The sequence below is a fragment of the Catenulispora sp. GP43 genome (genome assembly GCF_041260665.1).
Classification (GTDB): Bacteria; Actinomycetota; Actinomycetes; order Streptomycetales; family Catenulisporaceae; genus Catenulispora.
Genome location: NZ_JBGCCT010000005.1, coordinates 19,214 through 45,471, shown reverse-complemented (window position 1 = coordinate 45,471; position 26,258 = coordinate 19,214). Strand labels below are relative to the sequence as shown.

Below are 26,258 nucleotides of genomic sequence, written 5' to 3'. Positions count from 1 at the left end.
ACGCCACCCGAACGGACCATTCCAATACTCATCGACATATTGGATGACTTGTCGATCACGCGGCCGAAGCACCTCGCCTCGGCCACATCAGGCCTGACCGCGCAGGAACCCCGCCCAACCGGTCACGCCCCGGTGCTCGCCGGTCACGTTCGCTCGCACTGGGGCATCGAGAACAAAGTCCACTGGGCGCGCGACGTGGTGTTCGCCGAGGACGCACAACACGCCTGCCTCGGCGCGACCGCGCAGGCCATGGCCGTGTTCCGGAACCTGGCCGTCGGGATCATCCGGCTGTCCGGAACCGGGCAGATCACACGGACCGTGGAGCGAATCGCCGCCGCCCGCACAAGAATCCTTACGCTTCTCGCCGCATCCCGATGATGATCAAACGACTTCGCCTTCGCCCTGCCCCTGCTGGTGAGGTCAGCCATCCCGTGATCGAGGCTGTTCAAGTGCGCCGATTCGGGCACATTGGTGGTGCTACCTTCTGCTCGCCGAGCCTAGCGGTCCAGATCGCCTCACTGAACGCCTTGCGCCGTCCGATCGATACCTCTCGCCGCACTGCAATGATCGCGCCCATCCGGAGCATCTCAAGTCACAGTGGCGCCCATCGAACGGGATAGAATCAAGTCAACGAGAATTCATTTACGCCAAATTTGACATAGCTGACGTTCCGTCCCATGTCAGGGACGGTACATCAACCCCCTGTAAATCCGTCGCGAAAGCTACGAAGGTTCGGATCCTTCACCCGCCACATCGAGGGAAAAGGCCTTGTGTCCAGCGTTAAAGCCGGTCGCAAGGCCTTCCTCCGTATGACCCTGATTTACCGTGACTGACCGCCCGTCACCGCCTCCAGTGGCACGCGAGGGGCACGCTTCTGCTCGACGCCAGCAAAGCGCCGAGAGGGACATAGGAGGGCACGCGTGGCTCAGCTTGTACGCGAGGGAAGGATCCGCACAACCCTGGATCGCGAGGTTTGGTGGGTCGCCATGGCTGGCACCGAAAAGCTGATGCTGGATTTTACTCAGTCCACCTCCGAATGGACGCAGTACTTGCCTCAGGTGGAGGTAGTGCATCACGGAGGCCGCAACACCTGCGCCTCCGTCGCCGAAGCAAAAGACCTTGATTCGCGATCACGCTTCGAGGTCACGTCGATCAAGATCGGGATGCAGCGAGCCGGTAAGATCGCGGTCCACACCATTGACAGGCAAGTATCGGCATCTGTGAGCCAGATCAACGTCAACCCGATTGCCGTGATTACTTACACCGCGCAGGGGTCGAGCGAGCTGGACATCAATGGATTCGCAGATATCTCGTCGGCAGCGCTTGAGAAGTATAAACGCCGTCTGAACCCGTCCCGAGCGGCTCCAAGATAAAGCAATTCATGGCTCGCGCTTGGCGCGCAATCGCAAATCAACCCCTAGCCGTGCAAATTATTGGCGGAGTGGTGGCAGCACTGCTCACCGCTGTAATCATTGCGATGGCCGCTGCGAAGCAATCACGCGGCCTGCCGCATCTTGCAGGCAGAACCGACCCACGCCACCCACCCAACCGCGGCTTCCTTGCCCACTCCTCCGCCGTGATGTCGGCGATTCCGGCCAGCCTGCGCCACGGACTACCGCCCGCGGCCGATCCCCGTGATACCGAAACGCTCGGCTAGCCAGCCGGTGACATCTCCGGCGATCTCGGACTTACTGGACGACTCCCTGAGCTCGTGCTCATGAAACGCGGGGTCGCGGAATTCAAGCTCGTAGCGATCCGGCCCCAGCAGCGAGACGACGACGTACCATCGCGCAGTTCCCTCGCACGGCTCGATGACAAGGCTCGAGTTTTCCGGAAGCGCCAGCCGGCCGAGCATAATGAACAGTCTGTCTTCGGAGGGATCGTCAATAACTTCGCCGGCCTCGAACGTTGCGCGACTGAACTGGCACACTCGCCTACCCCCCACTAGGAAAGAGGTTCAGGGCGGTCTGCAGGTCTTCACCCGTCGTTGATCTGGAAGAAATCCAGCCGGCATTGGGTTCTTTGTTCGCCGGCCCCGGGTGCCGTGACGTCATATAGTACTCGACAGCGGCGGCATCGGCTTCCGAGTCAAAATTCTTGAGAATCGTCATCTGGTAGTCGCCGCCATATTCATTCGTCCAGTTTGCGAAGTCCGTCGCGTTGTAGCGCGTGAAGACGTTGTCCGTGATCCCCCATTTGAGGATCTCGCCCGTCGCCGGATCATGGATGACGTAGAACGATGTCTGCCCGCCAGACGGGTATTCTCCGTTGATGGGCAAACCTGTGTTCGGGATGGGCCCGCCGCACCAGCCCTTGCCTCCCGCGTTGTGGACCAGCACCGGCGTGTCGCCCGCGACCACATAGTACGTGTGCAAACTGTCGATGGTGAGGTCATACGTCACCATCGACGCCGTGTAGTTCCGCACCGCCAGCACGCTGACAACGACGTCGCCACCGGTCGTCTGAAGCCGGTCGCCAGGCAAGAGATCAGCGGCGTCGACGAAGCGGCCCGCCGTCAGGTCGTAGTACGGGTGGTTCTGGGTGCCCGTAATGGTCGTGGTGCCTGTCGGAGTGGTGACCGTGAGGTCGGTGAAATCCTTGTCGGTCAGCGTTTTGTGGATCTCGTCGACGCGATGGTGTTCGATGCCGCCGCCGGGTTGGGCGTTCTCGACCTCGTCGCCGACCTTGACGTCCTGGATCGGCTCCGAGACGCCGTCGGACAGGAGGACCTTCGTGCCGCCGGCGAACGAGTGCGTCACGCAGCTGGCGCCGATGCTCTCGTCGTCGCTGCCGAGGCTCCTCAAAGGGCCCTTCGTCAGCTTCGACATCAGTTTGCGCAGCGGGCCGCTCGCCTGACCCAGCACCGAGTCCTGCGCCGCGATCATCGCGGCCTCCTCGGAGCTGATGCCGACCTCGGCGTCGCCCTCAACGCGCCCCGCCTGACCCGCGGACGCCGCTTCGGCGCCGGCGATGCTCGCGGTCCACCGCTGCTGCTCGTACAGCGAATACCAGCCCGAGGACTTGCACTCCGGGATCTGGCCGCACGCCTGCTGCGCGACCGCCCCGAAGGTTCCGGCGTCGGCGAGGAACGGGACGTTGCTGGTATCGGCCTTGGTCCAGCCCGGCACCCATTGACCCAGCTCGTTGTAGTAGTTCTCGATGAACGCGTTGGTCCACGAGGCATCCGCCGGCGCGACGATCCAAGGGTGGATGTCGCCTTTCTTCCAGTCCCCGACCCCGACGCTGGCGACGACCGCGTACGCCTGGTCGCTGCTGTCGACCAGCATCGGCACGTCCCCGTTGCCACCCATCTGTGCGACAAGGCCGCTCGGGTCGCTGCCGTTGATCGGGTCGTTCGAGGCGTATGCGTACCCGCCGAGCGCCTGGGGGCTGCTCGATGAGAACACCGGGTCGATCGAGATGAACCGCCCCGTGGACGGGGCGTATTTACGCGCGCCGACGTCCACCAGCCCGGTGTCGGCATCGCTGGTTTTGCCCAGGAAGGTGTGGTCGTCCGGGAACGCGCCGAAGGTCGCCGGTGCCGTACCGCGAGCCTCGCCGTACGGTTCGGTATACCGGCGGGCGCTGATATGGCCGCGCGTCTGATGCCCCGGGCTGTCGTCGATCGTCGTGTCACCGGTGCCGAGACCGTCGGCGGCCTCGATGGCGACCGTGCCGTCGGAGTTGACGATCGTGGTCGGCGAGCCGGAGAAGGCGTAGTAGCGCTGGGCAGTCGTCTTGCCGTCGGTCACGTGGATCTCGGTCGCGCCCAGATACAGGGTGCTGCTGGTCTGCCCGGTCGTGGTGTCGGTGTCGCGCCGGATGAGCTGTGTGCCGCCGGCGTCGTACAGGTATGTCGCGGTGTCGTGGCTGGCTGTGTCGACGACCTGCGTCAGATGGCCTTCGGTATCCCAGGTCAGGGTCTGGTTGGCGGCGTTCGTGCCAGGAGCGGCGGCGACCTGCCGGGTCGTGGTGTTCCCTTCAGCGTCGTAGGCGTAGACGTCGGTACCAGCGGCCCCGCCGTTCGTGGTGACGGTACCCAGCAGGTGCGGCCCTGGCCCGGAACCGGCCACGCTGCTCCCCGATGTCAGCGTATTGCGCGTGCCGGGTTCGGCGTAGCCGCCATATGTCTGGATGGTAGAGGACCCGGAGCCGATGCCATGGTCGGTGACGGTGACCCGGTTGCCCATCGAGTCCGTCGCCATCCCAGGCGTGGAACCGGTGAAGTCCTGCCAGTACGGAGCGGGCCCGGACCCTGTCGTCGTAGCGGTCGTCGGAGCCACGCTCGTACAGGCCCCAAGGCCGCCGGCTGCGGTTCCGGAACCTGGAGTGGGGCTGGGCGCCGGCGTCGTACCGGCGTTGTCGGTCCACGCGTGCAGTAGCCGACCCAGCGGGTCATAGCTGTAACACTGCAGGTCAGTTGTGCTGGCATTGACGCCGCTGCCACCGCCGGGGCTTTGATCATTGTTCGCCGACGTCAGCTTTCCAGCGGGGTCGTAGGTATAGGTTCGGTGATCCACGCCGTCGCCGACGACCGTACCGCCGGCATCGGTGCCGGCGGAGGCGTCGGTGAACGACTGCACCAGCCGCCGCGTCGCCTGATCGTAAACGTTCTGCGTCACGACCTGGTAGGGAGCCTCGCCCAACGTCTGCGACGTGACCTCCCCGAACGGGGAGACCTCCGAGTCGTCCAGCAGATCCTGATAGTCCCCGCCGCTGCCCCGCGCCGAGTTCAAGACCCCGGTCGGCGTGTACTTGTCAGTGATCGTGTCCGCGGCCAGACCAGCTGCGGGAACAGCCGGCACCGTGTAGTGGTCGACCTGGCCTGTCACCGTGTAGGCAGTCGTGCTCTGATACACCCCGCCGAAGGCGGCATCCGGGCCGCTGGTCGGAATCGACACCTGGCTGCCCGTCGGCCGGTTCGCCACGTCATAGCCCGTGATCGCGCTGGTGTACGCCAGCCCGCCGGGTCCGGAGCCGCCGACATACCGTGTGGAGACGCTCGGCTGACCTTTCAGGACGGTGTCGTAAGTCCAGCCGAGGATCTGGTTGCCCTGGTCGGCGGTGGTGCCGGTGACTGGTGCGGAGTACTCGCCGATCTTGCGGCCCTGATGGTCCCAAGTGAAGTACAAGGAGATGCCGCGGCCGTCGGTGGAGCTCAACTGCAACCCGGCGTTGTCGTACGTACTCTTCGTGACGCCCGAGTCGGGGTCGTCGTTGCGGATGGTCCGACCCAACAGGTCGGTCGTGGTCGTCCATGTGTTCTTGCCGGTCGGGTCGGTGACGGTGACAGTCGCCGTGTCGTCGCCGTTGAACCCGTAGGCGTACCCGGTGACATCGGCACCCATGGCATCGGTGGCCGTGCCGTTCACCGTCGGCGGGTTCGCGTGGTACTGCCACAGTGCGGTGGTGCGGCCCCGGGCGTCGGTCATTGTGCTTGTCGCGGTGCCGCCGCTGGGCGGGATGACGTCTGTACGGTCGGCGCCCCAGGTGTGCGTCAGCGAAGACCACAGCGGCTGGTTGTGACCCAGCAAGGTGCTGGTCACGGTATGCGCGGGCAAGTTGTAGTCGGTGCGGGTGGCCGACGGGATCTGCGTCGGATCGCTGTACTGGACGAACGACCCCGACGGGGTGTTCGCCGCGTCATAAAACGGCGCGTCAGCCAGGTGCGCCCGCCCCAGCGCGTCGTAAGAGGTCTGTGTCACCACCTGTCCCGAGGACCCGTCGGTCGGCGTCGTCTGCGTCTGCTGCGTCCGGCCCAGCCCGTCGACGATCGTGTACGACGTCGACGTGTCACCAGCGGCATCGGTGAGTGTGTCGGTGTCCACGAACGACGGATCGGTGCCGCCGGGCCCGGCGAGGAAGTAGGAGTATGCGATGTCCGGGCTGGCTGATGTCGCCCGATCCGGCCGCCACACCGCGGTGGTGCGGCCCAACCCGTCATGGCCGATGGTCGTCTTGTGGCCGTTGGTGTCGGTCACGGTCAGCGGCTGCGCGCGCCCGGGATCCAGCGTCGTCAGTGTCGGAGCCCACGACCCGACGGCGCCGGTGGCCGGGTCCGGCGCGGTCACCGCCACCGAGGTGGGCAGCGCGTGATCGGCCGGTGTGTAGGCGGTGGCGGTGATGTTTCCGTCGGCGTCGATCGCCTGCAGTGGCCGGCCATAGACGTCGAACGCCGCGGCGGGCATGGAGGCCTTGGTGATCCAGGTGGCGTTCCCGCCGCCGTCGTTGGCGGATTCGACCTCGGTCTTCGTGGCGTTTCCAGGCCCGGAGCCGTCACCGAGCGGATTGCCGTCGAAGTACGTTCGGGTACCGGTGATCTGCGCGGTCGCCGTACCCGCCTGCGGCGGCGTCGGGGTCCATGTGCACGAGCCGCCGGCCGGGATGACGTCGGTGGTGACCAGATCGGCCAGGCCGCTGCGCTGAGCAACCTCCGCCGAGGCGACGGCGCCGCTGTTGGCGTACCAGGTCCGGGTGCACAACCGCGGCACGGTACCGTCGCCCTGGTCGAACGCGGCGATCTGGCGGCCGTTGCCGCCGGAGGCGATGGAGCCGGTGAAGGTCGGCAGGCTGTCGTCGAAGGTGAAGTTGGTCTCGGTGCGCCGCGTCCCGGTGGTCACCTGGGCATAGCTGAGGGTGGTGCCGGTGTGTTGGAACCGGGCGCGCTGCGTCGGCAGGGTGTCGATCCGTTTGTGGACGGCGGTCGGTGCCGACAGCACCGGATGGGAGATCACGTCTGACAACACCGGCGCGTCGGCGTCGGCGGACTCGAAGGTCTGGGTCTCGAGGACGACACCGGCCAGGGCGTTGTCGTCAACCGTGTTCGGGAACTGGCCGCGCGAGTCGGTGACGGTCGCCGGCGCCGCCACGCCGGCCAGATTCGGGTCCTGGTCCATGCCGCGCAGATAGGTGGTGACGGTCTTGGTGTTCAGAGTGTTGAAGACGCCCTTGGACGGGGCGTTCGGGTCGATCTGGCCGCCGGTGACCGCTACCACGGTGCCGAAACCACGGAACTGGTCGAAGGTGCGGTACTCCTTCTGCGTCTGCTCCGAGCCGTCGGAGTGCCACGCCGGGGCCGACGGATAGGAGTAGTCGCTGACCACAGACGAGGCCGAGCCGAGGCCCGCGGCGCCGGACAGTTTCGTGTCGTCGTCGGTCTGGACGCGAGTGACCACCCATTTGTTGAACCAGTCCAGGGACGGTGTGGTGTCGCCGGGCTTGACCCAGTACTCCGGGAAGCACAGCGTGTGGTTGGCGTCCACCGGCGGGGCGGCGCCGGTGCACGGATAGGCAGCGGTGTCGTAGGTGGCTCGGATGTCGCCGCCGAGTTCGTCGTCCACCTGGGTCAGGCGGGCCGACGAGGACGGGCCCTGCGAGGTGTAGACGGGGGAGATCTTCGCGCGGCTGTCGAAGAACTGGTAGGAGAAGGTCACATCCGGCAGTTGGGTGTGTTGGCCCCCTGACAGGCCGGTGTGAGTGACCGCGTCCATCTCCAGGGCGACGTCGCCGGAGTCGGGGATCTCCCAGTGCTGCTCGGTCTCCCAGGCGTCGACCGGGGTGAAGGTGCCGTTGACGCGCACCCGGGTGGTGACCGAGGCCAGCCGTGCGGTCTGGAAGAACGTCGGGGCGACGTTGCCACACGGGCCGGTGGCGGCACACATCTGGTCGGCGGGGACGTCGCGGAACGCCGCGTCGTTCGCATCGGTGATGCCCGCTGACACCAGGCCGGGGCCGGGGGTGGTCAGGGCCGACGGGCAAGTGATGGGTCCGTCGTCGAAGATGCATCGCGGGACCAGAGCGAAGTCCACCCGTTCTGCCGGCGGCAGTCCCGCGGCCACGTCCGGAGTGCGGAAGCCGTACTCGATCTGCGACAGATAGCCCGCCGAGGTGTATTGCACCAGGTTGCCGGTCGCGGCGTGCGTGTAGAAGTTGTACTCGCGCAAGTAGTCGTAGCGGATGATGTTCCCGTGCGGGTCGACGACGAAATCCAGGTTCCAGCGCCAGCCGGCACGGCACGCGTTCGGGTCCACGCCCGGTGCGGTCGGGTCGTTGCAGGTGGTGCCGGCGCCAGTACCGAACACCGGCTCGCCCCACGCCGAGTACGTCGGCGCGTCCGTGCCGGTACCGCCTGCCGCGGCGGGCAGACGGTTGGCGCCGAAGTAGTACTGGGTGCCGTCGGTGGTGGTCAGGCGCCAGTAGGCGTTGTTGTCCGCCGGGTCGCCGTTGGCGGCGCCGGTGAGCTCCTCCACGCGGGAGCCGTCGTCGCCGGACAGGCGCCAGGTGCCGGTGGCGTCGTCGTGGACGAGCTCACCCGAGTGGCCGGCCAGGGACACGGTCGCGTTCGGGATGCCCATGCAGACATCGCCGACCTCCTTCCAGGAGGCGGGAGCGCCGGGGACTTTGGCGCAGGAGGTGAAGGAGCGCTCGATGTAGCCGGCTCCGGCGTCCCAGCCGTCACCGATCTGCGAGCCCTGGGAGTTGGCGTTCGCGGTCTGGCCGTCGAGCGTCGATGAGGAGTAGTTCATGCCCAGCTGCGGTGCTGCTCCGCCCAACGACGGTGGCGCGGTCATCGGATAGGAGTAGGAGAACGAGCCAGCGTTCGTGACGGTCCAGGTGTCCGAGGCCTTCAGCGGGGTCGCGGTGTAGTCGCCGTTGCCACTTGACGGTGCTGATGTCGCGGCCAGGACCAGGGCGTGGGCCGCTGCTGCGCTTCGCAGGGCTATGGTCGTGTTCAGCGTTTTGGCAGCGCGGCTGTTCGTGAAGGCGATCGGCGTCTGGGTCCGGCAGGCCGCCTGGCTGGGAGTCGTCAGGGCACACGCCGGCAACGCGACCAGGCGCAGCCGGTCGGCGAACGAGCCGCCGAACGCGGTGCCGAAGCCGCTGTAGTCGACGGCCAGCGCCACCGGGGCCGCTCCGGTGGCGGAATCCGTGCGTCCTGCGGACAAGATGACGCCTGCGACTCCGGCCCGCTCTGCTGCTGCGTGGTCCGCGACCGCTACGTGGACAGAGACTTGGGTGGGCGTCCTGCTCGCCGCGTTGGCAACAGGCCCGAGCGACAACGACACCGGCAGGCCGGAAGGGTGCACGGCGGCGGGTGTATCGGGTGCGGGCAGGATCACGTCGGCGGATGCCGCCGCCGGCCAGGCCGGCGGTACCGCCGGAGTCACGGCGGGCTTCTTGGGCTGCGCCGCCGGACTGCCAGGCGTCTTGTGGCCCGGGACCGACGGTTCGGCGACCGCCGCGTGCGGGCGCCACTTGGCCGCCGAGCCCGGCGCCACACCGGCCCGGGACCCCGACGACATGCCGGTCAGTGTGGTCGCGGCGAGCGTCGCCGCGAGCGTCCACGGCACGATCGCGCGACGGTGGGACCGTCCCGAACGTGAAGAAGGAGAACGACGAGCCCCCATGTGAATCCCCCCGAAGTCCTGCCGCGTTCGTCACGCGACGGCAGTCCTGATGTGTCGAACCACCAGCAGGCTAACAAGGAGTGATCGAGTGGACACAAGTCAGGGCTCTGATATTTTGGAAATCCTTTGCCGGGGCTGTCGCCGGGAGCCTGACGGTGATCGCTCCAGCGGCCCGTACGAACGCCGCGCGTGGCTCGCCGAGCTCGGGAGCCGTTACCCGCCTGGTGCCGAGTTCCAGGACGAAGGGCACGTACAGCCGCTTGAGCGTGACCGTCTCGATTTGGAAGAAGTCGGTGGCCAGGATCGTCGCGGCTTGAGCCCGCGGGAACGTTCACCAGGTCGGGCCGTCGCCCCGGTTCGGGGCGGGCGCCACTTGGCAGCGACCAGCCGCCGATTCCAGCGCAGCCCAGTGCCCGGGGTGACCAGCCGGTGGGCGCGAAGATGTCTGGGCAGCAGGCGGATCAGCGCCGCGAACAGCGCACGGTCGGCCCAGTCCAGGCGCGGCTTCGAATTGGCCCGGCGCAGGACCGCCACCTCATGCCGAGCAGCTCCGACGTCCTTGGCCACGCTGCTGCGACCCAACAACACCAGCCATGAAGCTATCCGGCAGAACAGAAGGTAGACCAGACGCGGAGATACGAGTGCCATCATCCCCTACCCGGCCCCGCCATCCGGCAGTATTCACGCAGGTGAGACCCTATAGCAGGGCTTTTGGACCACGCAGGCGCCCTGCGGGGCGGAGGCGATTCGGCCTCTGCCCCGCAGGGGTAAGTGGGCCGCGACCCGTTGGACTACCGGACTACGGCGCGCACATCAGATGCCGGGGCCGGCCACGTAGGTGAAGCCGCCGGTGAGCGTGGCGGATCCGCCTGCGGTGCCGACCACGATGTCGGCCGCCCCGGCGGTCCCGGGCGGGGTGACGACGACCAGTTCGGTGTCGTTGACGCCCGAGAACGACGCGACGGCGCCACCGATGGTGACCGACGTGGTGGTGGTGTTGCTTGGGATCGCCACACTCGCGCTTCCGCGGGTGATGGGCTCCCGGGTGTGCTCACTCACCAGACCAGCCAACCAAGCGACGCGGCCAACACCGCCGAACCGCGCTCGCACGACGCGAATGGGCAACAGCAGATCAGACGTCGAAATGCGAACCGTGCTCTGAGACGAGCGAAGGCGACGAGGTACTTGCATCTGGGACACGCTGCAACACAAGTAGGCCGGTAAGCACGGGTAAGCAAGCATGAACTAAGCCTTGATGTCAAGCCACCGCGGGTAGTGCCAGGATTCTCACCAGTCGAGCCTAGCTCTGCGTCAAAATAGGGTCTCAGCTATGCTCCGCCTCAGTTCACGGGTGGTACATCAACCCCCTGTAAATCCGTCGCGAAAGCTACGAAGGTTCGAATCCTTCACCCTCCACACATCACAGCCCCTGACCGGGAGTTCCTGGCCAGGGGCTTGTTTGTGCGGTCCCGGAAATGTCTTTCACTCTTGCCCGGACCGCTGGAGCGCGGCTTCCGACGCTTCCAGCCAGGCCATATACCAAGTGAAGAAGCCCAATGGCCGACCGTCGGCGGAACGGGTCCGTTGGAGATACAGCCCGTTGCCGTGGCCGTCGGTCCAGATGCTCCCCCGCTCGGGGCCGGTCATGGCCAGCCAGTCCAGATATCCGCAGCCGTGGTGGGCGACGGCGACCACGCCGGGGAGCGGGACCAGTTCGTCGAACAGCGCGTCGTCGTCCTGGATCCAGCGCGCGCGGGCCGCTTCGTAGCCGCCGGCCGGGAAGTCGGTCCGGTTCGGTTCGACGGCGTCGTGCGCGTCCAGTGCCGAGATCGCCGCGGCGACGGCCGGCTCGCCGCCGAACGGCTGCCCGAGCCGGTCCGGTTTGACCGGATCGGCGGCCGTGCAGTCCCAGTCCCAGCGTGAATCCCCGCCGCGGGAAAGGATTGCCAGGCCGTAGTGCGGTCCGGCTCCGCCGGCGGAGACATTCAGGAGGAACTCGCGGTACTCGGCCGGGAACTCCACGCCGAACTGCGACTCGGCCTCGGTGACTTCGGCCTCTGTCAGCGGGTCGGCGAGCGCGAATCCGTGGCCGGACCGGCCTGTGGAGCCGAATATCTTCGGGGCCCCGTGTGAACGGCGCACTGCCGAGACTCTGTCTCGGACACCCGACCAGTTGAAGTCTTGGGTCATGTCGCCGCTCCTCTCCGTCGTTTGTTCGAGCGCCGACGATACAGCGGGGCGGGATCAAGGTGCCGTGAATTACCTTTCCACGCCCGCGAACCGGTGCCGGACCGCAAAGCCGTCGATAAAGCGGGTGAGTCCGGACCCGTTTGCCATTACGGTGCGTCACCGGCGAGGCGCTGTGAATCATCCAAGGTCAGAGAGCTGCGAATGCCTGCGGTTTGGGCGCGCCATGTCCGGCGTTAACACCTCAGACTCCGCTATGTCGCAGTGGGCTGGGACCTTCGGCCTGCACGGAACTAGTGTTCGCGGACGTCGGGACTGCTGAATCTCTCCGGCGTCCGGTCCTTGTCGGATGTGGGGGAGGTATCGGGCTCATGGCACATACTCGCTTTCACGTCGCGCCTTTGCCGGCCGCGCACGCCGGGCCGGGGTCGGCAGCGCTCCCGGCGTGGCGGCTGGTCGGGGGGAACAACCGGGTTCTGGGGCGGGCGCCCGAGGGCTTCGTGGATTTCGAGACCGGGTACGCCGCCGTTCTGTTCCTGCGGGAGCGGATCGCCGACGCGCTGCCCGTACTCGGCGTCGCCGCCGAGACCGGGGGGCGTACCTGGCGGCTGGAGATCGACAACGTCGTGGTCGCGCGGTCGGCGCGTACGTACCTGCGGGGACGCGAGAACCTCTACAACCTCGCGCACTTCTTGGAATCCGTTCCGCTCGCCGAGTTGCCCGCGCCCGCCCGAACACGGGACGAGCGCGGCCGGGTGTGCTTAGCATGACCGAACAGTTCAGCCCGCCTGCCGGCCGGCCCGTGGATAGCGGGTGGTCGGCAGACGGTCTCGGAACACCGGCGGCGGCCGCGACGCACGTCGTCGACCTGCCGCCGGCGGCCGGTGCCGAACCGCCGCGCGCGGTGCGCCTCAAGGCCCGCGGCGGGGACCGGGTCTTCCTCGTGGTGCTGGCCGGCAGCGGCATCCTGGTCCTGACGATCATCGCCGTCATCGGCGGCTTCCTCGGCACCCGGGCGTCGCAGGCGCTGCACGTGGCCGGGTCCGGCTTCCTCACCACCGCGGCCTGGTCGCCGGGCAACGGCAGCGGCGGCGCGTCCAAGTTCGGCGTGGCCGGGATCCTGACCGGGACGGTGCTCATCGGGCTGGTCGCGATCGTGATCGCGGTCCCGCTGGCCTTCGGCGTCGCGCTCTACATCTCCGAGTACGCCCCGCCGCGCCTGAAGCCGTTCTTCACCAGCCTGATCGACCTGATGGCCGCGGTGCCGAGCGTGGTCTACGGGCTGTGGGGCTTCCTGTTCCTGGAACACCGGGCGGTCGGGGTGGCGCACTGGATGGCGACGTATCTGGCCTGGATCCCGGGGTTCCGGGTCACCGGCGCGCGGGTGCACGATCCGCTGGCGCCGCTGACCGTCTACACCGCCTCGACCTTCATCGCCGGGACCGTGGTCGGGCTGATGATCACGCCGATCGTCAGCTCCATGATGCGCGAGTCGTTCTCGCAGGCGCCGCTGGGCGAACGCGAGGGCGCGTACGCGCTGGGCGCGACCAGGTGGGGCATGATCCGCACCGTCGTGCTGCCGTTCGGCCGGGGCGGCGTGATCGGCGGCGCGATGCTGGGCCTGGGCCGCGCGCTCGGCGAGACGATCGCGGTCTACATGATCATCTCGCTGGTGTTCCGGATCCAGCCGCACATCCTGCAGGCCGGTGCCAGCTCGGTGGCGGCGCTGATCGCCGCGCACTACGGCACCGCGACGCCCTTCGAGCTGTCCGCGCTGATGGCCGCCGGGCTCGTGCTGTTCCTCCTCACCCTGGTCATCAACCTGGCGGCGTCGGCGATCATCGCGCGCAGCCGGTCCGGAAGGGACAGCGGCTGACATGACGACCACCGAGGTCCTGGAAGCCCAGGACGCTGTGACGACCGTGCCGCCGGAACCGCCGTCGGAGTACGACGGCCCGCCCGAACGCGTCCGCCGCGTCCACCGCCTGAAACCCGACGCGGTGTTCGCCCTCCTCGGCGCGGCCGCCGCGGCCATCAGTCTGACCGTGCTGATCAGCCACTGGTTCGCGCCGTTCTCCGGCCCGCTGGGCTTCGTCGTCCTGTGCTATCCGCTGTTCCTCGCTTGCTATGCCGTCCTGGTCTGGACGGACGAGAGCGGCCCGATCCTGCGCGACCGGCTCATGGCCGTGGTGACGCACTCGATCGCGATCCTGGTGGCCGTCGTCCTCGTCCTGATCGTCGGCTTCCCGATCTGGGGCGGCATGAAGTCCCTGACCCACCTGAACTTCTACACGCAGGACCTGCGCGTGGCCGGCCCGGTCCAGCCGATCTCGATCGGCGGCCTGCGGCACGCCGTGATCGGCACCGCCGAGCAGATCACCATCACCCTGGCCATCACGGTCCCGCTCGGCATCGCCTGCGCCCTGTTCATGAACGAGTCCCCGGGCCGCCTGGCGAACCTGGTGCGCACGGTGGCCGCGGCGGCCACCGCGCTGCCCTCGATCGTCGCCGGCTTGTTCGTCTTCGCGCTGCTCATCCTGGAGCTCGGCCTGCCCAAGTCGGGGCTGGCCGCCGCGCTCGCGCTGAGCGTGATGACGCTGCCGATCATCATCCGCGCCTCCGACGTCGTGCTCCGCCTGGTGCCCGGCCATCTGAAGGAGGCCTCCTACGCCCTGGGCGCCAGCCGCTGGCGGACCGCGCTGCGGGTCACGCTCCCGACGGCGCGGTCGGGACTGGCCACGGCGGTGATCCTGGGTGCGGCCCGCGGCATCGGCGAGACGTCGCCGGTGCTGCTGACCGCCGGATACACGCAATACACGAACTACGACCCGCGCAAGGGCCCGCAGACCTCGCTGCCGCTGGCCACGTTCAAGCTCGTCACCTCCGGCCAGCCGAACTACGTCACCCGCGGATACGGCGCGGCGGCGCTGCTGATGCTGCTGGTGCTCATCCTGTTCGTCGCCGCGCGCGCGGTCGGCGGCAAGGGGGCCGGCCAGCTGAGCCGGCGGCAGCTGCGGCGCCGCACGCTGGCGTCGCAGCGGGTCCAGGAACGCTTCCTGGCACGCCGGACCGCCTTCGACACCACCGCCGTCGGCACCACCGCCGTCGAGCCGACCGGCCTGGCGGCCATCGGCTTCGACCCGGCGCCGACCGACCGGACCGACCCGATGGAGCCATCGTCATGAACCGCCTCCACCCGCGGCGCCGTCGATCGCCGCGCGGCAGAGTCCTGCTGCTCGCGGCCGCCCTCGGGCTGCTCGGCTCGCAGCTCGCCACGCCGCCGACCGCCGGGGCGACGCAGTACGCGCCGATCGCCGGCGCCGGATCCACCTGGGCCGAGAACGCGGTCAACCAGTGGACCAGCGACGTCGCCCAGTACGGCATGCAGGTCAGCTACACCGGCTCCGGCTCCTCCGACGGCCGCAACCAGTTCAAGGCGGACCCGGCCACGGTCGACTTCGCGATCTCCGACATCCCCTACGGCTCGGTCGACAACGGCACCCTGGACGTCCTGCCGGACAAGCCGTTCGCCTACATGCCGGTGGTCGCCGGCGGCACGGCGTTCATGTACCACCTGGACATCGGCGGCCACCGCGTGACGAACCTGCGGCTGGACGGCCAGACCATCGCGAAGATCTTCACCGGCGCCATCACCACCTGGAACGACCCGGCGATCGCGAAGACCAACCCGGGTCTGACGCTGCCGGCCCGGCAGATCATCCCGGTCGTGCGCACCGACGGCTCCGGCACGACCGCGCAGCTGACGGCATGGATGGCCGCCGAGTACCCGTCGCTGTGGGACTCGTTCTGCTCCGCGGCGGGCCGCGTGGTCTCCCCGCACTGCGGATCGACCTCGTTCTTCCCGCCGGCGCCGGCCGGATCCGCCTTCATCTCGCAGTCGCTGGACTCCGGCGTCGCCGGCTACGTCGCGCAGCCGACCTCCGAAGGCGCGATCACGTACACCGAGTACTCCTACGCGATCCAGTCCGGCTTCCCGGTCGCGAAGATGCTCAACGCGGACGGCTACTACACGCTGCCGACCGCCTCGAACGTCGCGGTGTCCCTGACGCAGGCCCAGATCAACCAGGACGCCTCGGATCCCACGCAGTACCTGACCGAGAAGCTCTCGCAGGTCTACGGGTACTCCGATCCGCGGACCTACCCGCTGTCCAGCTACAGCTACATGATCGTCCCGCTGTCCACCGCCCCGCCGTTCAACACGGCCAAGGGCGTGACGTTGAGCGCCTTCGACTACTACCTGCTGTGCCAAGGCCAGAGCACGATGGCGCCACTGGGCTACTCGCCACTGCCGATCAACCTCGTGCAGGCCGGCTTCAACCAGATCAAGAAGATCCCCGGCGCGGTCGTGCAGAACATCGTGATCTCCTCCTGCAACAACCCCACGTTCTCCACCAGCGGGGTCAACACCCTGGTGGCGACCGCGCCGAACCCGCCGTCCTGCGACAAGGCCGGCGCCACCCAGTGCGCGGCCGACGGGGTCACCGCGATCCCGGGCGGCGGTGGCGGATCGGGCGGCGGCTCCGGCGGCGGCTCGTCAGGAGGCTCCGGCGGCGGCTCCGGCGGCGATTCCGGGAGCGGCAGCGGCGGAACGACGGGAGGGCCCGCCGGCGGACCGACCGCGAGCGCCGGGGGCAAGGCCAATCCGTCCGCGCACCCGAGCTCGACGAGCAACGTCATCACGGTCCCGCTCCCGCCGAGTTCCGCCCCGGTCTCGCTCGACGACGCCGACGCCGCCGCGGTGCCGGTGACGGTCGGCAACTCGCTGGGCGGCTCGCTCGGCGCCTACCTCGCGACCGCGGCGGCGATTCTGCTTCTCACGACGGTGTTCGGCCCGCCTCTGGTGTCCCGCCTTCGAAAGGGGCGCCGATCATGAGGGCCGTCGCCGTCTCCCGCACCATCTCAGGGGTCTTCGCCATCTGTGTGGCGGTGTCCGGCCTGCTCGCCGGACCGGCCCAGCACGCCGCCGCCGGGCCGCTGTCGAGCGCGGCGCAGGACGCGAGCTCGTCCCAGACCAAGGACGGCACCGGCGCCTTCAGCGGCATGGCGGTGACGGTCGACAAGACCCAGAACCTGATCAACGAGGCCGTGGGCATCAGCTGGACCGGCGCGCCGACGACGCTTCCGTTGAACAACAACACGAACTTCGGTGCCGACTACCTCCAGATCATGCAGTGCTGGGGCGACGAGCCGACCGGCCCGGACGCCACGCAGTGCGAGTTCGGCGGGACCACGCTGGGCGGCCCGACGACGCGGCGGCTGAACAATCCCCAGCTCCCCGATCCGCTGCTACCTCCCGGGATCGCCGACGACCCCAACCAGGAGTACGAGGATTTCGTCCCGGCCCCGACGACGGCGCCGACGTCCGCGTACGTGCCGCCCGCGCCGACCAAGGACCCGTCGAACATCGCGACGTCCTTCGACAGCTCGAACACGGACGAGATCCCGTACGCCCGGACCTACGCCAACGGCACCGGCCACGTCTACTTCCAGCTGGACACCGTCCGCGAGTCGCCGGCGCTGGGCTGCGGGCAGCCGGTCACCGACCCGACGGCGCCGGGCGGCACCAGGATCGAGCCGTGCTGGCTGGTCATCGTGCCCCGGGGCACCCTGGAGGCGGACGGCAAGACGGTCGTCGACGGCACCAACGTCGTCCTGCAGACCTCGCCGCTGTCGCCGACGAACTGGGCGAACCGGATCGTCTTCCAGCTGACCTTCCAGCCCGCGGCCTCCGCGTGCGCCATCGGCGCGAACGAGGTGCAGATCGGCGGCGACGAGATGCTGGCCGAGGCGGTCAAGAGCTGGGAGCCGGGGCTGTGCGCGAAGAATCCCAAGGCCCCGTTCAGTTTCTCGCAGATCGGCGGTGACGCCGCGCGCCAACAGCTGGCCTCTCCGCTGCCCGGCTTCCAGTTCGTCTCGAATCCGGTCGCCCCGACGCCGGGGACGCCACAGCCGACGATGTTGTACGCACCGGCCGCGATCTCCGGACTGACGATCTCCTTCTATATCCAAAGCCAGGCGGTCGTCCCGCCACCGGGGCAGCCACCGAACCCGCTCGCGGCCCAGAACGGCGTGCAGCTCACCCGGCTGAACCTCAACGCCAGGCTGGTGGCGAAGCTGGTCACGCAGTCCTACCGCTGGGGCGTCGACTCCTCGGTGGGCACAGCTGAGGGCGCCGCTTCGGACCTGGCGGCGAACAATCCGCGGGACCTGACCGTGGACCCGGAGTTCCTGACGCTGAACCCGCGATTCAAGGGCCTGAGTTTCGCCGGCGGGATCCCGTCGGTGGTGGTGCCGTTCGGGAACGCCGACGCCTACACCGAGCTGTGGACCTGGCTCAAGAACGATCCGATGGCGGCCGAATTCCTCAGCGGGGTCCCGGACAACGCCGGGAAGTACGGCCAGCGCGGCTTCACGGGCATGACCGTGAACCCGAACTACCTCCGGACGCAGCTCCCGATCGAGGACTTCCCGACGACCGACCCCTACTGCCGGCCCACGGTGTATCAGGACCCTTCGCACGCCGGCACGCACAACCAGCAGGTGGCGCTGTGCGGCCTGGCTCTGCACCCGTACCCGGTCACCATGCACGACGGCGTCCTCAACGCCACCAAGGGCAGCCTGGGCCTGCGGGTCACATGGAGCCCGAACAGCGCGGACATCGGTTCCTGGGGCCCGACGCCGCCGCAGCCGGACGGCCAGGTCGCCATCCTGGTCCTCGCCGACGCGCCAACCACCGCGCGCTACGGCCTGCCGACCGCGGAGCTGTGCGACGACAAGGCCGGGTTGCCCGATCCGCTGCTGCCGCCCGGGCAGCAGCCCTCGGGCGACCTCGACGCGCACTGTGTCGCGCCGACCACCGACGCGCTGCTGAAGGGGGCCGCGGCGGCGCAGCCCAGTCCGGGCGCGCCGAGGGTGGTGGTCCCGAACCCGAACGCGATCGACCTCGGCGCCTACCCGTTGACCACGATCACCTACGCCGCGACGGTGCCCAGCAAGCTGACGAAGACCGACGGCGGGCACTACGCCGACCTGCTGGACTACATCGCCGGTCCCGGGCAGGTCCAGGGACTGGACCCGGGAGACCTCCCGCCCGGCTACGCCCCGCTGACCGCCGCCATGGCCGCGCAGACGGCCGCCGCGGCGAAGCTGCTGCGGACCGCGGCCGGGGTGCCGGACGCCGCGCCGATCGGGGCGGCGCCGACCGGCGCGGTCTCCAGCCGGCACGCGCCGGCCGTCACCCCGCACCCACCCTCGTCCCCGCCACCGCCGGCCGCCCCGGTGCAGCACCCGCCGCTGCCGAAGCCGACCGGTCCCGGGCCCGCGGTGGTCGTGCAGGGCACGATGCCGGCGGCCGACCTGGCCGCCTCGGCCGGGCCGACGCCCGCCGTGCCGATCGGCACGATCCGCTACGTCGTGCTGATCTGCCTGCTGGCGGCCGGGGCGAGCGTGCTGGTCGGCCCCGGGCTGCTGCGCGCGGCACGGCAGACGGCGGCGGCCGGCCCGGAGGCCGAGGCCGAGTCGGAGGCTGGGTCCGAGGCCGGTTCCGAGACCGACGGCGACGGCGACGGCGACGGCGACCCGGACGATCCCGATGAGCCGGACGACGCCCCGGACGACCCCGACGATCCGGACGCCGCCGGCGACACCTCTGAGAGTCCTGAGACGAACCCGTCCCAGGAACCGTCCCCCTCGAAGGGAACAGGGCAGTGAATCAGAAGGCGAAGAAGATCGCCGTCATCGGCGCGGTCGGGCTGTTCGTGCTCGGCGCGGCCGGCGCGGCGCAGGCCGACCCGAGCGGCTCCCCGCAGTACCGGCAGCTGGCCGGAGTCGGCTCGGACACCACCACCCCGGTGATGAACGCGCTGTCGAACGACCTCACCATCAACGGCACCAAGGTCCTCGGCTCCTACGACGCCACCGGCTCGGCGACCATCGCCACCCAGTCCGCCGCGGCCTGCCAGGCCATCGCCCGCCCGAACGGCTCCACGGCCGGGCGCACCGCGCTGCTGGCCTCGCTGGCCGCCAAGGACGGCTGCCTGCAGTTCTCCCGCTCCTCCAGCCTGAACCTGGCCTCCACCGGCGGCGCGCAGCTGACGTACGTGCCGTTCGCGCTGGACGGCGTGACCTACGCCATCACCGGCACCGACACGACCATCCCGCGCAACCTGGACCTGGCCACGCTGCAGTCCATCTACACCTGCAACCCGACCGTGGTCGGCAGCGGCCCGAACTACGCCATCACCGCGATGCTGCCGCAGGCCGGATCGGGCACCCGCTCGTTCTGGGAGGGCAAGATGGGCATCGCCGACGCGGACGTGGTCGCGGGCAAGTACCCCTGCATCACCGACAAGTCCAACGGCCAGCCGATCGAGGAGCAGGACGGCCGCGTCCTGACCGACACCTCGATCATCCCGTTCTCCATCGCGTCCTACGACGCCGAGGAGTCGCAGACCATCCAGGACGTGCGCGGTTCCGCGGTCCTGGGCGCCATCGGCGGGGTCGCGGCCCAGCAGATCAACTCGGCCTTCCCGGTCACCCGCGAGGTCTACAACGTGATCCCGACCGCCGACACCTCGACGGCGCCGTGGAGCACCACCTTCGTCAGCAACCAGTCGCTGGTCTGCACCGACGTCTCGACGATCACGAAGTACGGCTTCAGCGTCGCCCCCGACTGCGGTAGCACCACGAACGTTACCGCCCCGTAGTGACGGCCGTCCGGCCGCTCACGTCCCGCACCACGTGTACAGATAGGAGAAGCACCTTGTTCAGCACCAGGTTCGCCCGCTACGCGGCGACCGCGGTTGCGACCGCCACGGCGATCGGTGCGATGACGGTGCTCGGCACCGCCACCGCCTCGGCCGCCTCCACCGGCACCATCACGTTCTCGCCGAGCTCCGGCGCGGACACGTCGGTCTTCAACGTGAACACCTCGGGCACCTGCCCGGCGAACGACACGTACATCGACGCCACGATCTCCGGTGGCACCTTCCCGGCCAACGCCGTCGCCGTCAACAAGGAGCCGGTCTCCGTGCTCGCGGCGAACGGCAACGGCTACTCGATCGCCATCTCCAACAACCTGCGCCAGCTGGCGACCAACTACGCGGTCACCAAGCTGGACCCGAACCCGTCCGGCTCGACGCCGTACACGATCGACGTCCAGTGCATCCCGGCGCTGGGCAACACGGTCGGCGCGGACTACTCCGGCCAGCTGACCTTCACCAGTGAGACCGCGTGGAGCTCGGCGTCCAGCACGCCGACCGCGACCACGCTGGGCCTGGCCCCGGCCGGCCCGGTGAGCTTCGGCTCGCAGGTCACGCTGACCGCGACGGTCAACCCGGCGGCCGCCGGCACCGTCACGTTCTTCGACGGCACCACCGCCGTCAACGCGGCCCCGGTCGCGGTGAACGGCGGGACGGCCAGCTACCAGACCAGCTCGCTGGCGGTCGGGACGCACTCCATCACCGCCGCGTTCACGTCCACCGACGCGAACTTCTCCAGCTCGACCTCGGCGGCGTCCACGTACGTCGTCAACCAGGCCGGCCCGGTGTCCACCACCACCTCGCTGGTGACCACGCCGGGCTCGGCGCAGGTGCAGGGCGGCAACGTGAACCTGACGGCGAGCGTCCAGCCGGCCGGCGCCGCGGGTTCCATCACCTTCCTGGACGGCACCACCTCGCTCGGCACGGCCGCCGTCAGCAACGGCTCCGCGGTGTTCAACACCACCACCCTGGCGCTGGGCTCGCACAACCTGTCGGCCTCCTTCACGCCCACCAACACGACCGCCTACGGCCCCTCCGCTTCCCCGGCGGTCCCGTTCACGGTCACCAAGTACGTCCCCCCGACCGCGACGGAGACCATCACCACGACGGTCGACGCGGGCTCGCTGAACATCAGCGTGCCGACCGGCCAGGTCGCCCTGCCGGACCCGGTGCTGAACAGCAGCGGCACCCTGTTCACCACCTCCGGCTCGCTGGAGACGGTGACCGTCACGGACAACCGCGCGGGCAACCCCGGCTGGACCGCCTCCGGCCTGGCCACGGCGTTCTCCCAGTCCGGCGGCTCGGTCCAGATCAGCGCGGAGAACCTCGGGTGGACGCCCGGCCAGCCGACCGGCTCGGCGGGCCAGACCCTGACCATCGGCCCGTCCGTCGCCCCGGCGAACGGCGTCGCCGCCTCCGACAACGGCAACGCCGGCCTGTCGCAGTCCCGGACCCTGGTGTCGGCGTCCGCCGGCGCGGGCCTGGGCACCGCGAAGATCGGTGCGTCGCTTGCGCTGAACGTCCCGACCACCACCACGGCCGGTACGTATCAGAGCACGTTGACGCTGACCGTCATCTGAAGCACCCGAACCATCGGTTGGAGCGTTGTCACCTCCGCTGAATGAGTGAGGAGCGGCAGCCGGGCACCGATACCGCCCGGCTGCCGCGCCACGGCACCTCCCCACGCACCCCCTGTCGAGAGTAGGACCAGGCGATGCCCCGTCTCCGTTCCCTGATCAAGGCTCTGGCCGCGACGGCCATGGCCGGTGCGCTCCTGACGAGCCCGGCGTCGGCCGGGACGCCGCCCAGGACCGACCCCGCGCCCGCGAGCGGCGCCGCGACGTTCGGCATCCAGCCGGCCACCGCCACCGCGCGCGACAAGAGCCGCGACTCCTTCACCTACCAGGCGACCCCGGGCGCGCAGAAGACCGACTACGTCGCGGTCTCCAACTACAGCGCCAGCCCGCTCAAGCTCCGCGTCTACGCCACCGACGCGTACAACACCGCAGACGGCGGCTTCACCGTCCTGCCCCTGGCCACCAAGCCGAGCGACGTGGGCCTGTGGGTGTCCTTCCCCACCACTGTCGTCACGCTGCCCGCGAAGTCCTCGCAGATCCTGCCCTTCACCCTGAAGGTCCCCGCCGACGCCAAGCCCGGCGACCACGTCGGCGGCATCATGCTGTCCCTGACCACCCAGGCCGCCGACGGCAAGGGCGGCCAGATCGCGGTCGAGTCCCGGGTCGGGACGCGGTTGCAGGTCCGGGTCCCCGGGACGCTGAAGGCCCAGCTGACGGTGAGCCACGTGTCAGTGTCCTACCACGGCTCGTCGAACCCGTTCGGGAGCGGGAGCGTGACGGTGTCCTACACGGTCGCGAACACCGGCAACGTGCGGCTGTCCGGGACCCAGAAGGTCCACGTCTCCAGCCTGTTCGGCGGTTCCGAGCCGAGCCTGCCGATCGCCGACGTCAAGGAACTGCTTCCCGGCGACCAGGAGCGCGTGACGGCGACGGTGAAGTCGGTACTGCCCTCGTTCACCTCCACCGCGCACATCTCGGTGGTGCCGACGCCGGTCACCGGGGACATCGACCCGGTGCTCGCGGCAGTGGACCAGGACGCTTCGGTGGCGACGATCCCGTGGCCGGCGATCCTGCTCGTCCTGGTGCTGGGCGGCATCGGCGGGGTGTGGTTCTGGCGGCGGCGGGCGCGGGCGCTGCGGGCCAAGGCCGCGGCGAAGACCAAACAGGGTTCGAAGTCGGCGAAGCCCGGGACGTCCACGGCGAAGAAGGCCGCTCCTGCGAAGGCCGCTCCGGCCAAGGCGGCTGTCGGTTCTTCCGCCACGTCCGAAACGGGGAAGGCGGAGGACGCATGACACCGGTCCTCGCAGTGATCGTCATGACGGCGTGGCTTCAGACCGCGCCCGCCGACGGCTCCGCCGCTTCCCCCGCACCCGGTTCCGCCCTCGGCGGCGGGGACATCACCGTGTCCACGGTCATGGCGCCCGGCTCGCTGGTCATCAGCGTGCCGCTCCGGCTGCCGGCGCTGGCCGGGCGGCTCCAGCCGATCGTCATCACCGACAACCGCACCGAGGATCCGGGATGGACCGTGACCGCGATCCTCACCGGCCGGCCGTCCGCCGACGCTCTGGGCTGGAACCCGAACCTGCTCGGCTCGGCCCCGGGCGAGTCGATCGTGCTCGGTCCGAAGACCGGCCCGCGGCCCGGCCTCGGCCAGCCGCGCATCCTGGCCTCGGCGGCGCCGGGCGCGAGCCTCGGGACGACCCGCCTGGACGCGGCGCTGTCGGCGAACGCCCCGGCCGCCGCGACGTTCACGCTCACCGCGATCTGATGACCGCGCACACCGGAGTGAACTCCCCGACCGGGTGGCAGCCGGGCGTCGATACCGCCTGGCTGCCACCCCTTTCGCCGGTCCTGAAGAAAAGGCGTGGCCGACCGTGAGCACCGAGACCGCGGACCTCATCGAGGAGGAGGAGCCGGCCGCCGGCCGCGCGCGCCTCCTGGCATCCCGCCTCGCCTCAAGCCCCCCGTTCCGCTTCGCCCTGCGCGTGGCCCGCCGTGTCCAAGCCCTGATTCCCTCCTGGCTGACCAAGGCGCTCCTGATGCGGGCGGCCGGCGTCGCGGTCTGCACCCTCGGCGTCGCGCTGTCCACGTTCGTCGCCGAGGTGGCGGTGCTCGGCCGCTTCGAGCACCGGCACGACCAGCAGATCGAGTACGCCGCCTTCCGCGCCGAACTGGCCGCGGGCACCGCCCCGATCGGCCCGCACGACTACCGCGGCGTCCCGCTGCGCCCGGGCGCCCCGGTCGCGCTGCTGTCGATCCCGTCCATCGGCGTCGACGAGGTGGTCGCCGAGGGCACCACCGCGGCGATCCTGGAGTCGGGGCCGGGCCTGGTACCCGACACCGTGCTGCCCGGCCAAGCCGGGACGAGCGAGATCATGGCCCGCGCCGCCGCCTACGGCGGACCGTTCCGCTACCTCGACCAGCTGCAGCCCGGCGACCGCGTCGAGGTCACCACCGGCCAGGGCGTGGCCGAGTACCGCGTGTCCGACGTCCGGCACCACGGCGACCCGGAGCCCGCGCGGCTGCACGGCCAGCTCGGCCGCCTCACCCTGGTCACCGCGACCGGCACCTCGTACGCCCCGGACGACGCGCTGCACGTCGACGCCGACCTGATTTCCGACGTCCAGCCCACCCCGCTGGGCCGCTCCCCGCACCCCGGTTCGGAGCAGACAGCGCTGGGCGAGGACCGCTACGCGCGGTGGGACGTCCTGGGCTGGGCCGTGGTCCTGGGCGCCGCGACGGTGCTGGCGTTCTGGGCCGGACCGCGTTGGGGGCGTTCCAAGACCTGGCTGGTCGCCGCGCCGGTGCTGCTCGTGGTGGGCCTGACGCTCGCGGACCGGATCGCTCTGCTGCTGCCCAACCTGACCTGACGTGACCCGATTCAGCCCGCCCCGGCCCGACTCGATCCGGCCCGGACCGACCCGATGCGGCCCGACCCGACCCGGCCCGACGCTATCGAAGCACCACCTGGAGCGACCTCGATGACTGACAACGACATCGGCCCCGCCGAGGCCATCACCGCCGGCGGCGTGGCCACCGCACCGGCCCCGAACTCGCCGGACACACCGTCCCCGAGCACCCCCAGCACCCCGGGCACCCCGGGCACCCCCAGCACCCTGGAAGCCCGCGCCATCTCGGCCTGGTTCGGCGACCGCAAGGTCCTGGACCGGGTCTCCCTGACCATGCCCGGCGGCCAGGTCACAGCCCTGATCGGACCGTCGGGCTGCGGCAAGTCGACCTTCCTGCGCATCCTGAACCGCATGCACGAACTCGTCGCGTCGGCGGCCCTGGCCGGCGAGGTCCTGCTGGACGGCAGCGACATCTACGACCCGGCCATCCGCCTCACCCAGGCCCGAGCCCGCATCGGCATGGTCTTCCAGAAGCCGAACCCCTTCCCCGGCATGTCGATCTACGACAACGTCACCGCGGGCCTGAAGCTGACCGGCACCCGCCGCACCAGGTCGGAACAGGACGACATCGTCGAGTCCTGCCTCACCCGCGCGGGCCTGTGGAACGAGGTCTCGGACCGCCTCAAGCAGCCGGGCGGCGCCCTGTCCGGAGGCCAGCAGCAGCGCCTGTGCATAGCGCGCTCCCTCGCAGTCCGCCCCGAGGTACTGCTGATGGACGAACCGTGCTCCGCGCTGGACCCGACATCGACCAACCGCATCGAGGAGACGATCCGCGAACTGGCCTCCGAGGTGACGATCGTCATCGTGACCCACAACATGCAGCAGGCCTCGCGCGTCTCCCACAACTGCGCCTTCTTCCTGGCCTCCGCCGGCACCCCGGGCCGCATCGTGGAGCACGGCCCGACCGAGGCGATGTTCAGCTCACCGCAGGACCAGCGGACGTCGGACTACGTGAACGGGCGGTTCGGCTAACGGGCGGGCGCGCACGGGGGAAGCGGCCAGAGCGGCCGATGCGGCGGCCGGACACCGATACTGTCCGGCCGCCGCCTGGCCATTGTCTCGCGTCGCGCAAGCGGGGCGGTGGTGGGCCCTGCTTTGAGGATCACCGAGAGCCGTCGGCCTCGGCTCCGCTGGGCTGGCGCGCCAGGGCGTAGCTGGGCAGGGGGTCGAGATCCGGACCACCGCCGACACCGCCAGAACCGCCCCCGCCGCTGCGAGTAGAGCGAGTGCGAGCGATTCTCCGATCTCCCCGCCCGTACGCCACACCCCGCCGGGGCGCCCGGTCCACAACAGCTCCTCGCCAGGTGCCACATCCCAGTTCCAGCGCCTGTTCTCAGCCATCTGCGTCCCCCTCGACAGCGGGCCGTGCAAGCGGCGCGGCGATCGAATTCTGCTCCC

17 protein-coding genes are annotated in these 26,258 nt (G+C 69.6%); 13 read left to right on the top strand and 4 right to left on the bottom strand.

The window, feature by feature from the left end:
* The first annotated feature begins 48 nt into the window (after positions 1–48).
* Positions 49–378 (top strand): hypothetical protein, encoded by a 330-nt coding sequence (locus tag ABH926_RS12255; RefSeq protein ID WP_370365597.1) that lies wholly within the window; start codon positions 49–51, stop codon positions 376–378.
* 542 nt (positions 379–920) lie between these two features.
* On the top strand, positions 921–1,373 hold the full coding sequence (locus ABH926_RS12250; protein ID WP_370365596.1) for a hypothetical protein: 453 nt from the start codon (positions 921–923) through the stop codon (positions 1,371–1,373).
* Positions 1,374–1,612: 239 nt separating this feature from the next.
* Here ABH926_RS12250 and ABH926_RS12245 read toward each other — a convergent pair whose 3' ends face one another.
* The 4 genes from ABH926_RS12245 to ABH926_RS12230 form a co-directional block, all read right to left on the bottom strand.
* Complete coding sequence (locus tag ABH926_RS12245) at positions 1,613–1,930, bottom strand: hypothetical protein (protein ID WP_370365595.1); 318 nt, start codon at positions 1,928–1,930, stop codon at positions 1,613–1,615.
* A 4-nt stretch (positions 1,931–1,934) separates the two neighbouring features.
* A complete protein-coding gene (locus tag ABH926_RS12240) occupies positions 1,935–9,350 on the bottom strand; it encodes an RHS repeat-associated core domain-containing protein (protein ID WP_370365594.1) in 7,416 nt (2,471 codons plus the stop codon).
* A gap of 870 nt (positions 9,351–10,220) precedes the next feature.
* On the bottom strand, positions 10,221–10,466 hold the full coding sequence (locus ABH926_RS12235) for an IPT/TIG domain-containing protein (RefSeq protein ID WP_370365593.1): 246 nt from the start codon (positions 10,464–10,466) through the stop codon (positions 10,221–10,223).
* Positions 10,467–10,889: 423 nt separating this feature from the next.
* Entirely contained in the window at positions 10,890–11,549 is a 660-nt protein-coding gene (locus ABH926_RS12230; RefSeq protein ID WP_370365592.1) for an SMI1/KNR4 family protein, read from the bottom strand.
* Between the two features lie 416 nt (positions 11,550–11,965).
* Between ABH926_RS12230 and ABH926_RS12225 the strand changes: the two genes are divergently transcribed.
* From ABH926_RS12225 to pstB, 11 genes are all read left to right on the top strand, one after another.
* A complete protein-coding gene (locus tag ABH926_RS12225; protein WP_370365591.1) occupies positions 11,966–12,364 on the top strand; it encodes a hypothetical protein in 399 nt (132 codons plus the stop codon).
* The gene (pstC, locus tag ABH926_RS12220; RefSeq protein WP_370365590.1) at positions 12,361–13,470 is read left to right on the top strand and encodes a phosphate ABC transporter permease subunit PstC; all 1,110 of its coding nucleotides are present in this window, start codon (positions 12,361–12,363) and stop codon (positions 13,468–13,470) included. Before ABH926_RS12225 ends, pstC begins: the two co-directional genes overlap by 4 nt.
* A gap of 1 nt (position 13,471) precedes the next feature.
* Positions 13,472–14,779 (top strand): PstA family ABC transporter permease, encoded by a 1,308-nt coding sequence (locus ABH926_RS12215; protein ID WP_370365589.1) that lies wholly within the window; start codon positions 13,472–13,474, stop codon positions 14,777–14,779.
* Entirely contained in the window at positions 14,776–16,488 is a 1,713-nt protein-coding gene (locus tag ABH926_RS12210) for a phosphate ABC transporter substrate-binding protein PstS (RefSeq protein WP_370365588.1), read from the top strand. Before ABH926_RS12215 ends, ABH926_RS12210 begins: the two co-directional genes overlap by 4 nt.
* Complete coding sequence (locus tag ABH926_RS12205) at positions 16,485–19,325, top strand: hypothetical protein (protein WP_370365587.1); 2,841 nt, start codon at positions 16,485–16,487, stop codon at positions 19,323–19,325. Before ABH926_RS12210 ends, ABH926_RS12205 begins: the two co-directional genes overlap by 4 nt.
* Positions 19,322–20,320, top strand: a complete 999-nt coding sequence (locus ABH926_RS12200; protein ID WP_370365585.1) for a hypothetical protein — start codon at positions 19,322–19,324, stop codon at positions 20,318–20,320. Before ABH926_RS12205 ends, ABH926_RS12200 begins: the two co-directional genes overlap by 4 nt.
* A 56-nt stretch (positions 20,321–20,376) precedes the next feature.
* Positions 20,377–21,954, top strand: a complete 1,578-nt coding sequence (locus ABH926_RS12195; protein ID WP_370365584.1) for an Ig-like domain repeat protein — start codon at positions 20,377–20,379, stop codon at positions 21,952–21,954.
* Positions 21,955–22,088: 134 nt separating this feature from the next.
* Positions 22,089–23,243 carry a WxL protein peptidoglycan domain-containing protein gene (locus tag ABH926_RS12190; protein WP_370365583.1) on the top strand — a complete coding sequence of 385 codons (1,155 nt, stop codon included), beginning with the start codon at positions 22,089–22,091 and terminating at the stop codon, positions 23,241–23,243.
* Complete coding sequence (locus ABH926_RS12185; RefSeq protein WP_370365582.1) at positions 23,240–23,719, top strand: hypothetical protein; 480 nt, start codon at positions 23,240–23,242, stop codon at positions 23,717–23,719. Before ABH926_RS12190 ends, ABH926_RS12185 begins: the two co-directional genes overlap by 4 nt.
* Before the next feature lie 106 nt (positions 23,720–23,825).
* Entirely contained in the window at positions 23,826–24,821 is a 996-nt protein-coding gene (locus ABH926_RS12180) for a sortase (RefSeq protein WP_370365581.1), read from the top strand.
* A 111-nt stretch (positions 24,822–24,932) separates the two neighbouring features.
* Complete coding sequence (pstB, locus tag ABH926_RS12175; RefSeq protein ID WP_370365580.1) at positions 24,933–25,832, top strand: phosphate ABC transporter ATP-binding protein PstB; 900 nt, start codon at positions 24,933–24,935, stop codon at positions 25,830–25,832.
* The last annotated feature ends 426 nt before the right edge of the window (positions 25,833–26,258 follow it).

Coding starts and splice junctions, on each gene's coding strand:
- ABH926_RS12225 (WP_370365591.1), top strand. CDS start 11,966: ATGGCACATACTCGCTTTCACGTCGCGCCTTTGCCGGCCGCGCACGCC.
- pstC (WP_370365590.1), top strand. CDS start 12,361: ATGACCGAACAGTTCAGCCCGCCTGCCGGCCGGCCCGTGGATAGCGGG.
- ABH926_RS12215 (WP_370365589.1), top strand. CDS start 13,472: ATGACGACCACCGAGGTCCTGGAAGCCCAGGACGCTGTGACGACCGTG.
- ABH926_RS12210 (WP_370365588.1), top strand. CDS start 14,776: ATGAACCGCCTCCACCCGCGGCGCCGTCGATCGCCGCGCGGCAGAGTC.
- ABH926_RS12205 (WP_370365587.1), top strand. CDS start 16,485: ATGAGGGCCGTCGCCGTCTCCCGCACCATCTCAGGGGTCTTCGCCATC.
- ABH926_RS12190 (WP_370365583.1), top strand. CDS start 22,089: ATGCCCCGTCTCCGTTCCCTGATCAAGGCTCTGGCCGCGACGGCCATG.
- ABH926_RS12185 (WP_370365582.1), top strand. CDS start 23,240: ATGACACCGGTCCTCGCAGTGATCGTCATGACGGCGTGGCTTCAGACC.
- pstB (WP_370365580.1), top strand. CDS start 24,933: ATGACTGACAACGACATCGGCCCCGCCGAGGCCATCACCGCCGGCGGC.